The sequence below is a fragment of the Pectobacterium sp. A5351 genome, assembly GCF_028335745.1.
Lineage (GTDB): Bacteria > Pseudomonadota > Gammaproteobacteria > Enterobacterales > Enterobacteriaceae > Pectobacterium.
Genome location: NZ_CP116477.1, coordinates 2,265,528 through 2,279,469, shown reverse-complemented (window position 1 = coordinate 2,279,469; position 13,942 = coordinate 2,265,528). Strand labels below are relative to the sequence as shown.

Annotated in this window: 13 protein-coding genes and 2 pseudogenes; 5 read left to right on the top strand and 10 right to left on the bottom strand. The window is 51.4% G+C overall.

Annotated features, from left to right (window positions below; translation table 11 throughout):
• Window positions 1-28: 28 nt before the first annotated feature.
• The 4 genes from O1Q74_RS10720 to mpaA all read right to left on the bottom strand — a co-directional run bounded on the left by O1Q74_RS10720 (window position 29) and on the right by mpaA (window position 3,316).
• On the bottom strand, window positions 29-808 hold the full coding sequence (locus O1Q74_RS10720) for a hypothetical protein (protein WP_271872889.1): 780 nt from the start codon (window positions 806-808) through the stop codon (window positions 29-31).
• Between the two features lie 61 nt (window positions 809-869).
• Window positions 870-1,643: a hypothetical protein gene (locus O1Q74_RS10715; RefSeq protein WP_271872886.1), complete on the bottom strand. Its 774-nt coding sequence runs from the start codon at window positions 1,641-1,643 to the stop codon at window positions 870-872.
• 370 nt (window positions 1,644-2,013) lie between these two features.
• Complete coding sequence (tpx, locus tag O1Q74_RS10710; protein WP_225084862.1) at window positions 2,014-2,517, bottom strand: thiol peroxidase; 504 nt, start codon at window positions 2,515-2,517, stop codon at window positions 2,014-2,016.
• 79 nt (window positions 2,518-2,596) lie between these two features.
• Window positions 2,597-3,316, bottom strand: a complete 720-nt coding sequence (mpaA, locus tag O1Q74_RS10705) for a murein tripeptide amidase MpaA (protein WP_271872882.1) — start codon at window positions 3,314-3,316, stop codon at window positions 2,597-2,599.
• Window positions 3,317-3,481: 165 nt separating this feature from the next.
• Here mpaA and O1Q74_RS10700 point away from each other — a divergent pair, with 165 nt between their 5' ends.
• From O1Q74_RS10700 to O1Q74_RS10690, 3 genes are all read left to right on the top strand, one after another.
• Window positions 3,482-5,098, top strand: coding sequence for a peptide ABC transporter substrate-binding protein (locus tag O1Q74_RS10700; RefSeq protein ID WP_271872880.1), 1,617 nt, complete (start codon window positions 3,482-3,484; stop codon window positions 5,096-5,098).
• 137 nt (window positions 5,099-5,235) lie between these two features.
• Window positions 5,236-6,219: a zinc transporter ZntB gene (zntB, locus tag O1Q74_RS10695; RefSeq protein ID WP_271872878.1), complete on the top strand. Its 984-nt coding sequence runs from the start codon at window positions 5,236-5,238 to the stop codon at window positions 6,217-6,219.
• Window positions 6,220-6,641: 422 nt separating this feature from the next.
• A complete protein-coding gene (locus O1Q74_RS10690; protein WP_271872875.1) occupies window positions 6,642-6,818 on the top strand; it encodes a hypothetical protein in 177 nt (58 codons plus the stop codon).
• A 111-nt stretch (window positions 6,819-6,929) separates the two neighbouring features.
• On the opposite strand, the gene ttcA is transcribed toward O1Q74_RS10690, so the two are convergent.
• From ttcA to O1Q74_RS10675, 4 genes and pseudogenes are all read right to left on the bottom strand, one after another.
• Window positions 6,930-7,865, bottom strand: a complete 936-nt coding sequence (ttcA, locus tag O1Q74_RS10685) for a tRNA 2-thiocytidine(32) synthetase TtcA (RefSeq protein WP_271872872.1) — start codon at window positions 7,863-7,865, stop codon at window positions 6,930-6,932.
• 48 nt (window positions 7,866-7,913) lie between these two features.
• Window positions 7,914-8,360 (bottom strand): annotated as a pseudogene (locus O1Q74_RS10680) (tyrosine-type recombinase/integrase); the annotation flags it as partial.
• 279 nt (window positions 8,361-8,639) lie between these two features.
• Window positions 8,640-8,882, bottom strand: coding sequence for a phage exclusion lipoprotein Cor (gene cor / locus O1Q74_RS20360; protein WP_442953075.1), 243 nt, complete (start codon window positions 8,880-8,882; stop codon window positions 8,640-8,642).
• A gap of 60 nt (window positions 8,883-8,942) precedes the next feature.
• Entirely contained in the window at window positions 8,943-9,155 is a 213-nt protein-coding gene (locus tag O1Q74_RS10675; RefSeq protein WP_271872870.1) for a hypothetical protein, read from the bottom strand.
• Window positions 9,156-9,345: 190 nt separating this feature from the next.
• Here O1Q74_RS10675 and O1Q74_RS10670 point away from each other — a divergent pair.
• Window positions 9,346-9,543: pseudogene (locus O1Q74_RS10670) on the top strand (IS3 family transposase); the annotation flags it as partial.
• Between the two features lie 194 nt (window positions 9,544-9,737).
• Here the strand turns inward: O1Q74_RS10670 and O1Q74_RS10665 are convergent.
• Both O1Q74_RS10665 and pdxR read right to left on the bottom strand, forming a co-directional pair.
• Complete coding sequence (locus O1Q74_RS10665; RefSeq protein WP_271872867.1) at window positions 9,738-10,832, bottom strand: ABC transporter ATP-binding protein; 1,095 nt, start codon at window positions 10,830-10,832, stop codon at window positions 9,738-9,740.
• Window positions 10,833-11,026: 194 nt separating this feature from the next.
• Window positions 11,027-12,520 (bottom strand): MocR-like pyridoxine biosynthesis transcription factor PdxR, encoded by a 1,494-nt coding sequence (pdxR, locus tag O1Q74_RS10660; RefSeq protein WP_271872865.1) that lies wholly within the window; start codon window positions 12,518-12,520, stop codon window positions 11,027-11,029.
• Window positions 12,521-12,674: 154 nt separating this feature from the next.
• On the opposite strand from pdxR, the gene O1Q74_RS10655 reads away from it, so the two are divergent.
• Entirely contained in the window at window positions 12,675-13,940 is a 1,266-nt protein-coding gene (locus O1Q74_RS10655) for a 4-aminobutyrate--2-oxoglutarate transaminase (protein WP_271872862.1), read from the top strand.
• Window positions 13,941-13,942: the final 2 nt, after the last annotated feature.

Sequence of the window (13,942 nt, the reverse complement as noted above, 5' to 3'; positions counted from 1 at the left end):
ATTCATCTCCATATTATACAAGATTAAATTAGGGAGTGTTCTTCTTCCAGGGGTAATCTTTAACCACGGCTTTTTCCAGTTCTATTCTTAGATGCTTATCAAAGTTAATAACTTCAGTCAGCGGAAATTCTTTGGGTTTAAATTCATATCGAAGGTTCACCGTAGGGAAGATTTTATAGCCTACTTCGCAGTCGGTTCCTCCAGAGATGGCAAACCCACAAAAAATAGCGAGTCTCTGATTAAAAGGGGCGGAATATATCTCAGGATCAATCAGCCAGCTTCCCGCTTCTTCCACATCATATCGATCCGGGCGTGCAGGGTTTTTCTCATATAAACAGGCCGTCATGTTAGGAATCAGTCCTGTCTGTTTTGGCCGCGTTTCACACATTTTGTCGTAGAGCATGTGTAACCGAAATCCCCAATGATCCGGCGTTGAGCTGAATAGCTGAAATTTTCGTAACGGCCAGGCTTTGGGCCAGTCAGGACGGTCTCCCAGCTTTCCGTTGAAATTGCGGCTGAACAATAAACTTTGCTGACTGAGCGGGTTGCCTTTACACCCGAGAGGCTCGCTAGGATCGGGCGGGAGTGGCAGGGTTTCACCATCGCGTAAAACAGGGTCGTGTAGGATGCTGAGCTGGTCGATAGCGATATGGAATACCGTATCACGTAGGGCAACATAGGCTTTGCCTTCTGGGTCCGGTGCGTGGCATTTCAGTGGATCAAACGTGAATGCCGCTTCACTGCTCTGGCTAAAAGCGAGGCCTGAAAATAAAGCGGCTATTTGAAGGGAAAATAATAATGTTCTCAACAGTCATCACTCCTGTGAATAGTGTTCATATATCCGTGTGATTGATGGTAGAGCGGTTTATTCACATCTTCTTCCAGGGGTAATCTTTAACCACGGCTTTTTCCAGTTCACTTCTCAGATGTTTATCAAAGTTAATAACTTCGGTCAGCGGTAATACCTTAGGGCTAAATTCATAGTGAAGATTCACCGTAGGGAAAATTTTATAACCGACTTCGCAGTCGGTTCCTCCAGAAATGGCAAACATACAAAAAATAGCGAGTTTCTTATTAAAAGGGGCTGAATATACCTCTGGATCAATAAGCCAGCTTCCTGCTTCTTCTACGTCATATCGATCCGGGCGTGCAGGATTCTTCTCAAATAAACAGGCTGTCATGTGGGGAACCAGCCCTGTCTGTTTTAAGCGATTTTCACACATTTTGTCATGGCGTTCGTCTAGATGAAGTCCCCAATGATCCGGCGTTGAGCTGAATAGCTGAAATTTTCGTAACGGCCAGGCTTTGGGCCAGTCAGGACGGTCTCCCAGCTTTCCATTGAAATTGCGGCTGAACAATAAACTTTGCTGGCTGAGCGGATTGCCTTTACACCCGAGAGGCTCGCTAGGATCGGGCGGGAGTGGTAGGGTTTCACCATCGCGTAAAACAGGGTCGTGCAAAATACTAAGCTGGTCGATAGAGATGTGGAACACCGTATCACGTAGGGCAACATAGGCTTTGCCTTCTGGGTCCGATGCGCGGCATTTCAGTGGATCAAACGTGAATGCCGCTTCACTGCTCTGGCTAAAAGCGAGGCCTGAAAATAAAGCGGCTATTTGAAGGGAAAATAATAATATTTTCAACAGTCATCACTCCTGTGAATAGCACTAACATATCAGCGTTAGTTATGGTGCAATTACTTTCTCTTTACCATGTCCATTATTCCATACAGAAAATAGTAGTTATTATTGGCATCGTACTTGTCGTGATGAAAACGCCAGAACGTGGCGAAAAAGTCTATATAAGATGGTGAGTATCAAAAAACAGATACCTTCATATCATAAGCATGATGAAATAAATCATTAATAAAAATTCATGTTCAAATAGATACAAGGTGATTAACAGAGTAACCCAATTATATGTATGGGAAATCGATAGATATTAAGATAACAAAACGGCTGCTTGTGCAGCCGTTTCTTCAATACTGACAATGTGTGTCGCTGTCAGCGTCGCTTATTTCAGAACAGCCAGTGCAGCGTCATAATCTGGTTCAGTGGTGATTTCGTTCACCAGTTCGCTATGCAGCACGTTGTCGTTTTCATCCAGTACGACAACCGCGCGAGCGGTCAGGCCTTTCAGCGCGCCATCGGCGATAGCAACACCATAGTGTTCTTTAAACTCACCGCCACGCAGGGTAGATAGCACAACGACGTTGTTCAGACCTTCCGCACCGCAAAAACGGGACTGCGCGAACGGCAGGTCGGAAGAGATACACAGAACAACAGTGTTATCCAGCTCAGAACCCAACTGGTTGAATTTGCGCACGGACGCGGCACAAACACCGGTATCGATGCTTGGGAAAATGTTCAGGATTTTGCGCTTGCCAGCATAGTTGCTGAGCGGGGTATCTGACAGATCTTTAGCCACCAGCGTAAATGCCGGGGCTTTGCTTCCTTTAGCTGGAAATGACCCTGCTACTGGCACAGGATTGCCTTGAAAATGTACGTTCTGTGACATGTTTGCGTCCTTAATTACAGGTGATTAACACGCTGCTCAGTTTAGGGCAACATTAGCAACATTGGTATAAAAATTACGATTAAAATTGCTGGCTTAGCAACGCAACCATCGCTTTCAGGTAGCATTCGCTGGCGGCATCTGCCGAGATCGGCGGCAGCTCAGCGGTAATGCAGTGGAGCGAACGATCGGCGCACCAACTTCCGAACGATCCTGGTGTGTCGTAACCGACACTCGACACTAACGGCAGCTCGCACTGCTGCGCCAACCATCGACCCAGTTCGGAACGATGCGGATCTTCAATGCAGGCGAGTGGCTCATGAAAAGAGACAACCCAGCGAGGATTAAGTTTCTCAATCAATGTGCAAAGGGCTTTCGTTTCCGGTTCTGAACCTGCGGTTTCACCCGTGGATAACTCGACATCGCGTTCATCTGCGGCGCTATTCCAGCGGTATACTGTCTTTCCCGGCTGCCAGTTACTGGCAGGAAAATTACGATTGAGATCGACGCCGTTAGCGTTAGCGCGCAGGCCCAACTGACAACCATCCGGATTCACCGCAAGAACCACATGATGGCGACGCTGCCCCGAAAAGAGCGTTCGCAGCGCGCAGGAAAGCGCGACTACCGCTGCGGTTTCATCACCGTGCGTTCCGGCAATAATCAGCCCGCTCTCCGAGGCCGCTAACTCGGCGGGGAAATACAGCAGCGGTGCGCCCAGCAGCGATTTTCCATAAGGTTCCCCCAGCGACGGCAAATTACCGCGTTGCTGGCGCGCCTGAAGAGGAATGATCGTGTTTTCCATGATATTGCCCTGTGGTTGCGTATGCGTTTCATCATAAAAAAATCGACCTGGAGACGCAAACGGCGATGTGAGCTGACAAATTGCGGGCGTATTGCTGGATGATAGCGCTGATTTCTGACTATTATATTCTTCAATCATTTCATTATGCTTTCAGGTCAAATCATCATGCACTATGGATATTCTGCATTCTATGCCGCGCTGATGGCGGCCATGACGGGCAATGCCGTCGCGGCACAGGTTCCGGCAGGAACGGTTCTGGCTGAAAAACAGGAAATCGTCCGCCACATTAAAGATGAACCGGCTTCTCTCGATCCGATAAAAGCGGTGGGGCTGCCGGAAGCACAGGTAGCACGTGACCTGTTTGAAGGGTTGGTCAATCAGGATGCCAAGGGGAACATCGTTCCGGGCGTAGCGCTACGCTGGCAGACGACCGATAACCGCACGTTTGTCTTTACTTTGCGTGATAATGCCCGCTGGTCTAACGGTGACCCCGTTACGGCAAACGATTTTGTCTACAGCTGGCGCCGTCTGGTGACACCTGAAAACAGCTCGCCGTTCTCCTGGTTTGCCCGGCTTGCAGGAATTCAGAATGCCGAGCAGATTCTGGCGGGCAAGCTGCCTGCCGATCAGCTTGGCGTGACGGCGGTCAATGACCATACGCTGAAAGTGCAGCTCAGCAAGCCAGTCCCTTATTTTGTCAGCCTGACGGCGAATTTCAGCCTGTTTCCGGTACATCAGGCCACGGTCGAAAAATTCGGGAATGACTGGACGAAGCCGGGCAATCTGGTTGGCAATGGCGCGTTTAAGCTGGATCAGCGCGTCGTTAACGAGAAGCTGGTGCTCACACAGAATCCCTATTATTGGGATAACGCTAACACGCGCCTGACAAAGGTGACCTTTGTTCCCATCAATCAGGAATCGAACGCGACAAAACGCTATCTGTCCGGGGATATCGATATCACCGAGTCATTTCCTAAAAATCTGTATCAAAAACTGCTGAAAGATTTGCCCGGTCAGGTTTATACGCCGGATCAACTTGGCACGTATTATTACGCGTTTAACACCCAGCGCGCGCCGACCAACGATGCCCGAGTGCGAAAAGCGCTGTCTTACGCTATCGACCGTAAAGTGATTGCTGAAAAAGTATTGGGCACGGGGGAAAAACCAGCCTGGCACTTCACACCTGACGTCACCGCAGGTTTCAAACCGACAGAAAGCCTGTTGCAGCAGTATTCTCAGGATGAACTGGATGCGCAGGCAAAAGCGCTGATGGCTGCGGCGGGCTATGGTCCAAACCATCCGCTGAAATTATCGCTGCTGTACAACACTTCGGAAAGCCACCAGAAGATCGCGATTGCCGTGGCGTCCATGTGGAAGAAAACGCTGGGTGTTGACGTCCGCCTGTCCAATCAAGAGTGGCAAACCTACATCGACAGCCGCAATAGCGGCAATTTTGATGTCGTGCGAGCCTCTTGGGTGGGGGACTACAACGAGCCGTCGACATTCCTCTCACTGCTGACGTCCCACCACAGCGGTAACATCGCACGTTTTAAAAGCGCGAATTACGATCGCGTACTGGATGAAGCGGGGAATCAGACTAACCCGCAGGCGCTGAATGCTGACTATAACCGGGCAGAGCAGATATTGATGGATGAAGCACCGATTGCGCCGATCTATCAATATACCAACGGACGTTTGATCAAGCCGTGGGTGAAGGGCTATCCCATTACGAACCCTGAAGACGTGGCCTACAGCCATACGCTTTACATCGAGAAGCATTAATACCAGATTGACGCATCGAATGATGTGGTGATAAAGCCAGCATGGTCATGATGGCCATGCCGGCTGACAATCTCACAGTTGATAGTAAAAAGATTGATAGTAAAAGAATGGATAGCAAACACCGTTGGAGGCAAAACGTGGAATCCTTTGCAGGAAAAGAGTTGCAACACAGCGGTGCGGTTCATGCGTATCAGTTGGATGGAAAGGGGGGCATAACCCCGATTGGCGAGCAGGATGTGGTTAACAGTGAGCAACCCTGTTGGCTGCACCTGGACTCGACACTGCCCGCTAGCGTGCGCTGGTTGAATAAAACGATACTGGTGCCGGATAGCGTGCGCAACGCGCTAGCGGGGGAAAGCGTCCGCCCCAGAGTGACACGCTTGGGCGAGGGCACGCTAATTACGCTGCGCAGCATTAATCTGAATGCCAATGCACGGCCGGATCAACTGGTGGCGGTTCGGGTATTCATTACCGATAAGCTGATTATATCTACCCGGCGCCGTAAGGTTCTGGCTATCGACGAGATTCTTACCGACCTAAAGGAAGGCAATGGCCCGACGGACAGCGGAAGCTGGCTGGTCTCCATTGCGGAATCCTTGACCGATCATACCAGCGAGTTTATTGATGATTTGCATGAAAAAATCATCGATCTGGAAGAGGATTTGCTGGAACAGAAGATTCCACCGCGCGGTGAGCTGGCATTGATCCGCAAACAGCTCATTGTACTACGCCGCTATATGACACCACAGCGCGATGTGTTCTCACGTATTTCCGGTGAGAAATTGCCTTGGATGCAGGATGACGATCGCCGCAGAATGCAGGAAATTGCCGATCGGTTAGGGCGTGGGCTGGAGGATCTGGATGCCAGTATTGCGCGCACCACGGTGCTTTCGGATGAAATCACCGCGCAGATGACTGAAGCGATGAACCGCCGTACCTATACGATGTCGCTGTTGGCAATGGTTTTTTTGCCGACGACGTTCTTAACCGGACTATTTGGCGTCAATTTAGGGGGCATTCCCGGCGGCGACGCGCCGTTTGGTTTTGTCACGTTCTGCCTGATGTTGGTGATATTGGTTGGCGGCGTTGCATGGTGGTTAAAACGCAGTAAATGGCTATAACGACTTGCGGCGACTGGGTGCGCCGATAATCACAAAGTGTCGTGAACCGCTAAAAAACCACGCGTAAATTGAGCAATATCAACATTTTTTACCCTGTTGTGCGGCACTATCATTCCCGCAGGTGAATGCAACGTCAAGCGATGGGCGTTGCGCTCCATATTGTCTTACTTCCTTTTTTGAATTACTGCATAGCACAATTGATTCACACCATGCCGACAGTTTTGTCGGCTTTTTTTTGTCCTTCGATCTTACTCTTTCCTGTTTCGTCCCGAGCGGCGTTGCGACATACCTTTGGCATTTTATTTATTAGCTTACTATGCTTAAAGGGAAAGGCTGGTGCCGAACAGCCAGTTGTAACGCATGTCTGTACTGCTTCAGTCGCTGGATTTGCTTTTACATTATCCAACACCGAGGAGGAAAATATGCTCACTCAAGGCGCAGCGGATTATCTGCAAGCCGACACGGTTCCGGTTGAACCGATTCCCATTATACCGAACGATCCGATACCTCAGCCGCTTCCCGAACCACCGCCCATTCCTGACCCACCGCCAACCGGGTCGGAACACGAACCGGTCACTGAACCACCGCAAGAGCGATAGCGGCGCTGTACACGACAGAAAACGGAAATAAAAACGGTGGCGAAACAGCAACCGCTGCTTCTTGCCACCGTGTTCAGAGTCTTAATGCTATTCCTGACGAGAATGTCGCGCTTATTTTATTTCCAGCACATCGAGGCGGGTAAGTGACGTAGCGTCGTCATCGTCTTCCGGCTGCCAGCCAACAGGCTGCAACGGCAGTTCTTCGCGGTCGAAAGCCAGATCGCCACCATCCACCACGTCGCTACCGTGACGAATGCCTTTGAAATCAAACAGGGCATGATCGGCAAGATGAGAAGGCACAACGTTCTGCATGGCGCTGAACATGGTCTCAATACGGCCAGGATAGCGTTTGTCCCAGTCGCGCAGCATATCTTTAATTACCTGACGTTGAAGATTTGGCTGCGAGCCGCACAGGTTGCACGGGATAATCGGGTATTGGCGAGCTTCAGCAAAACGTTCGATATCTTTTTCGCGGCAGTAGGCAAGCGGGCGGATAACGACATGTTTGCCGTCATCGCTCATCAGCTTCGGTGGCATGCCTTTCAGTTTTCCACCGTAGAACATATTCAGGAACAGCGTTTGCAGAATATCGTCACGGTGGTGACCAAGGGCGATTTTCGTTGCGCCGAGTTCCGTTGCGGTACGGTACAAAATCCCACGACGCAGGCGTGAGCACAGTGAGCAGGTGGTTTTCCCTTCTGGAATCTTGTCTTTCACAATCCCGTAGGTGTTTTCTTCGACGATCTTGTACTCCACGCCGATGCTATCAAGATACTGCGGCAGAACGTGCTCTGGAAACCCAGGCTGCTTCTGATCCAAATTCACCGCGACCAGCGAAAAGTTAACCGGTGCGCTCTGTTGCAGATTGCGCAGAATTTCCAGCATGGTGAAGCTATCTTTCCCGCCGGACAGGCACACCATAATGCGGTCGCCTTCTTCAATCATATTGAAATCAGCGATAGCTTCGCCGACGTTACGCCGCAGCCGCTTTTGCAACTTGTTCAAATTGTATTGTTGTTTCTGTTTAATTTGTTGATTTTCTTGCATTTTATTTTGTTCCTACACCCTCAAGGGGCACCAAAGGGGCAAAACGATTCACAGCGCGAGTTTCCGATTCAGCATGCCAACCTGATCTTCATTCATGTCTTCAATCCATTTTCCGTAGATTTCATACACCATTTGCGCGTTCTCATGTCCCATTTGGTTCGCAATAAACGAAGGGTTTGCACCTGCCGAGAGTAACCAGCAAGCATAAGTATGGCGCGTATGGTACGGATTACGGCGACGAATGCCAGATCGTTTTACAGCAGCATTCCACAATTGCCCGATGGACGAGAAAGAGTAACTAATTTTTTGCTCACCGTTGCGTAGTCGAGGGAGAAAAACGAAGCGTAAATGCTGGATTTCGGTAAGGCCATATTCCCTGTGATGATAGACAATTTCATTTTGGCGCTGACTCCCCGTGATTTGTATTTGTGACCGAAGCGCTTCCAGAGCTGGTTTAAGTAACGTGACAGTGCGGATACCGCCTAGCTGCACTGGCCGGACAGACAACGCTGCAATTTAACCGCGAGAAACTATCGCAGCGCAAGGCGTTCACGGCGACACAAAAGCAGGTGAAGCAACTGAATGACCAAATTGAACTCACCCGGATTGATCGTATCTTAACGGCAGACCAGAAGCGGGAGCGTATTGATCGCCTCATGGCGAGGCGGAATATGTTGGTCCAGCAGACGGTGAAGCGGGTTAATCCATATTTCGAAAAATAAGCGTTCTATTTCAGCCAGGGCTATAGCCCTGGCTGATCCTTATTATCTTTTCTTACTTAAACTTATCTTTGCAGTCGGATAGGTCTTTGAATTTATTCTTCTCAACCCATGTATATTTAAAGGCGTCACCGACTAAATATTCCTTCATATAGAAACCGTCCCTTTGCTTATAAATTGGCTGATCGTAGATGTGTCGACCAATTTCTATCTTTCCCCAGCATGTGGCGGGATTTTGTGGGGTAGTGCAGGCTGTGGTTAGTAAAGGTAATACAAACAAGCAGAGATATTTCCGCATAAACTATTTCCATGCTAATTATTTATTGATCCTATGCGTTGTTCAACGCTGATTAACATTCTATTTCAACCAGTTGCGAATGCATATGATGAAAGTCAGAAAAAAGAGAAAACCAACGATGCCGAGAATGATGCTGGTATTGCTATCCAGATGCATTCGGCACTTACCGGTTATCAGGCACGCGCCAATGATAAACGGCACTGAGAACACCGGATGTACCAGCACCATAACGGCGGCCATAATTAGGCACAGAATGAAGGCTACAGATGACATGTTATTAGTCCGTTAAATTTGTTAAGAGGTGAAATTGCAGGTAATTTCTGGGGGAAGGTATTCAGTAAAATACAAAGTAGCTCACTGTTTTCTATCGATATTTATCTTAATGAAAACGATGCTGTTCAATGCGCTATTTTCTATTTTTCTTTATATCATTCATTGTGTTGTTGTTTTTCCTTCAATCTACTGTTATGACAATGCCTGTGCGGAAAGCTTTTTCCACTCACTGAAAGTGGAATGTATCCACGGAGAGTCCTTTGGCAGCCGTGAAATAATGCGAACGGTGGTGTTTAATTATATCGAGTGCGATGACAATCGCTGGCGTCGCCACAGTGCATGCGGCGGTCTCAGCCCGGAAGAATATGAAAACCAGAACCTCGCTTAGGGCAGTGTCCACATTACGTGGGTAGGATCAGTATGACGGGTATATCAGTCTGTGCTGATGCGCTCTTTTATTAAGCCGGGGGCAGGGGAAGTGATAGTGGAGGCTAAAGGTACATAGTTTGCGTGGAAAACGAAAATGTAGAGCGGCAAATGGCGTAGTGCGCGGAAGTGAGCGCACTGCGTCATTTTTATGCGTTAATGCATCACGATGCTATCCAGCGCGCGCAGGTGTTCTGGCTGCCATGACAGATTGACTTCGGTACCGGCTTTCCAGTGCGGCTGAATTTCGCTGGCGGGAAGTTTCACCATAAACTGCGGCTGACCCGCCACTTCTGTCATCATCCTGACGTGATCGCCCAGATAGATGAACTGCTGAATGCGGGCTTTGACGTGCTGCATGCCGTCATCGACGTGAGCCGCGTTGACGTGAATACGTTCCGGACGGATGCAGAGGGTGATTTTTCGACCCGGTGAACTGGGGCGGACTTTCAGCGCGCGCAGCGAGGTGCCGTCGTCCAGCGTTGCCCGATAGAATGCGCCTTCGGCCTCGGCGCGTGTGGCGAGCAGCGTATTGTTTTCGCCGATAAACTGCGCCACAAACGCGTTTTCCGGTTTTTCGTAGATGTCGCTGGGGCTGTCCATTTGCTGAATCACGCCATCGTTAAACACCGCGACGCGGTTGGACATGGTCATCGCTTCGCTTTGGTCGTGAGTCACGTACACTACGGTTAACTCCAGCGACTGATGTAGCTCTTTAATTTCCAACTGCATATGTTCGCGCAGCTGTTTATCCAGCGCGCCCAGCGGTTCGTCCATCAGTACCAATTTGGGTTCAAAGACTAGCGCCCGAGCCAACGCGACACGCTGCTGCTGGCCGCCAGACATTTGTGCAGGGTAGCGGTCGGCCAGACTGGTGAGCTTCACGCGATCCAGTACCCGATCCACTTTCTCTTTGATATCGGCACGGTTCAGGCGACGGATGGACAACGGAAACGCCAGGTTCTCTGCGACGGTCATGTGCGGAAACAGGGCGTAGTTCTGAAACACCATGCCGATGTCACGCTGATGTGGCGGGAGATGGTGCAACGGTGCATCGCGTAACAGGATTTCCCCCTGCGTCGGGGTTTCAAACCCGGCGAGCATCATCAAACTGGTGGTTTTTCCCGAGCCGGATGGCCCAAGCAGGGTCAGGAATTCACCTTCACGAATATCCAGATTCAGGTTTTTGACGATCAGGCGGTCGCCGTCATAGGTCTTCTGAACATTCCTGAAGCTGACATAATTTCTCATTTTTTCACTCTCCGGCAGTCACTGTTATTCATAAGAATGCATAAACCATGCCGAATGCTTCGCAAGCAGAAAATACCGAGCTGTGGCAAGCTAAAATGCGTTAATTCATCACAATGGATGCCCCGTCGTGGGGCGTGCTGGTATCGGGTGGCACCGTGACGGTGCGAATGAGTTGGTGTGAAAATGAGATGCGGTCAGGCAGTCGGATGAGACGTATTCAGCGCTTGAATACAGGCCACAATCACCGCGAACGCCTGTGTCATTTGCTCTTCTTCCACGCTGGCGTAACCCAGCAGTAAACCACGCTGCTGAGTGGGTTGCAGATAGTAACTGGAAAGCGGTTTAACCATCACGCCACGGCGCAAGATCGCGGCGCTCAGCACGACATCGTCGATGTGGGAAGGCAGACTGAGCAGCATATGTAGCCCTGCGTTGCTGCTATCCCCGACGTAATCCGCCCCCAGATGCTGCTCAATTAATGACGTCAAGAGTGCACGGCGTCTGGCATACAGCAGGCGCATACGGCGGATGTGCGCGGCGTAGTGGCCTTCGCGGATAAACTGCGCGAGCGTCGCCTGCGTGAGCCAGTGTCCGCCGCGATAGAGCTCAGAATGCGCCGTCTTCAGCGATTTCGCCAGCAGTGGCGGCAGCACCATGTAGCTGACGCGCAGGCCGGGGTAGAGCGTTTTGCTGAATGTACCGATGTAGATCACTGGCGACTGCGCTTGTAGCCCTTGCAGCGCGGGGATTGGACTGCCGGAGAAGCGGAACTCGCTGTCGTAGTCATCTTCCACTACCCAGCAACCGTGCTCCTGTGCCAGTGCCAGCAACCGTTGACGTCGTGCCAGACTCATCACCGCGCCCAGTGGATACTGATGTGACGGTGTCACGCAAATCAGGCGCGGGATGGCATCGAGCGAAAGCGTTTCCGGCGGTGCCAGCCCTTGTTCATCGACATCGACAGGGGCGACGCGCAGGCCGTTAATCGTCAGAACATTGCGAATTCCCCAATAGCAGGGATCTTCAATCCACGCTAAATCACCGGGGTTGCACAGCATTTTAGCCAGCAGATCCATCGCCTGATGGGTGCCTTCAGTAATCAGAATCTGTTCCGGCGTGCACTCAACGGAGCGGGCGACGCGCAGGTAATCCACCAAGGCGAGTTGCAGCTCGGGGCAACCGCCAATCGGTGAATAGGACAGTTGTTCGGGACGCACGCGGCGCGTCAGGCGCGTTTGAATGCGTCGCCATAGGTCGTGAGGAAAGCTGGCGATATCCGGAATACCCGGCATAAACGCCCCCCATTGCCGGGCGGAGGCACCGGCATAACCCAGCAGATGCATACCGCGACGCGAAAGCTCATGTTTAGGCTCACGCACGTCGCCCGCCTTGGCACTGTCCACGGGTTGCATATTGCCATCGGGCAACTGTTCCGTGACGAAGGTTCCGCTGCCTTTGCGCGCGTCAATATAGCCTTCAGCCAGTAGCTGTTCATAAGCCGTCAGCACGGTATTGCGCGACAGCGACAACTGCTGTGCCAGATCGCGCGACGACGGCAGGCGCTCGCCAGCGGCAATCGCCCCATCGAGAATCGCGAGCCGAATGCAGTCGTATAAACGCTTGTTCAGCGCGCCGTCTTGCTGGTTCGCTAAACGCTGAAGCAACAAGTCGGTCAGAAGTGAGCGCAAAAAGTGGATCCTTCAAATATTCAAAACTGGCACTGGATTATAGAACCATCTCGCGTCTAAATGACATCATCATCTTGCAACTACACTAACCGTTACCGTTCGGCTCATCATCGTTCAACGACTAACAGATGTGTTTGGGATACCGGAGCAGACCATGAAGAATAGCGAACTGAATCAACGCCGTCTGGCCGCCACGCCGCGTGGCGTGGGCGTCATGTGTGATTTCTATGCCGAGCGTGCGGAAAACAGCACCCTGTGGGATATTGAAGGTCGGGAATTTATCGACTTTGCTGCTGGGATTGCAGTGCTGAACACCGGCCACCGCCACCCGAAAATTGTTGCCGCGGTGCGCGAGCAGTTGGAGCGCTTTACCCATACGGCCTACCAGATTGTGCCTTACGGCAGCTACGTTACACTGGCCGAACGCATCAACGCGCTGGCGCCGATTGAGGGCGCGGCAAAAACCACGTTCTTTACCACCGGCGCTGAAGCGGTAGAAAACGCAGTGAAAATCGCCCGCGCGTACACCAAACGCCCCGGCGTGATTGCCTTTAACGCCGCGTTTCATGGCCGTACGCTGCTGACCATGACGCTAACGGGCAAAGTGGCACCGTATTCCACAGGGTTCGGGCCGTTCCCTGGTTCCATTTTTCATGCGCTTTATCCGAGTGAGCAACACGGCATCACCGTTGAACAGGCACTGGAAAGCGTTGAACGCCTGATGCACACCGATATCGCTGCCGATCAGGTGGCCGCCATTCTGCTGGAGCCGGTACAGGGCGAAGGCGGCTTTAATGTTGCGCCGCCGTCCTTCATTAGCGGGCTGCGTAAGCTGTGTGATGAGCATGGCATTCTGCTGATTGCCGATGAAGTACAAACGGGTTTTGCCCGTACCGGTAAGCTCTTTGCCATGGAGTATTACGCGGAGAAAGCGGATCTGATTACGATGGCGAAGAGCCTGGGCGGCGGCTTTCCTATCTCAGGCGTTGTCGGTCGTGCTGACGTCATGGACGCGCCATCACCGGGCGGGCTGGGCGGCACCTATGCGGGGAACCCGCTATCGGTGGCCTCCGCGCTGGCGGTATTGGATGTGATTGAAGAAGAGAAATTGTGCCAGCGGGCACAGCGTCTGGGGGCCGCGCTGGTGGAAACGCTGGAAAATATCAAAGCGCAGTGTCCTGCGCTGGTGGCGATTCGTGCACAGGGATCGATGGTGGCGGCAGAATTTAACGATCCGAATACGGGTAAACCATCGGCAGAAATTACCCGTCAATTTCAGAAACGCGCGTTGGAAGCGGGTCTGCTGCTGCTGACCTGCGGCGTGCATGGCAACGTGATTCGTTTCCTGTACCCGTTAACGGTGCCTGACGATCAGTTCAGCAAGGCCTTGAGCATCCTGACGCGCGTATTAACACGATAGAA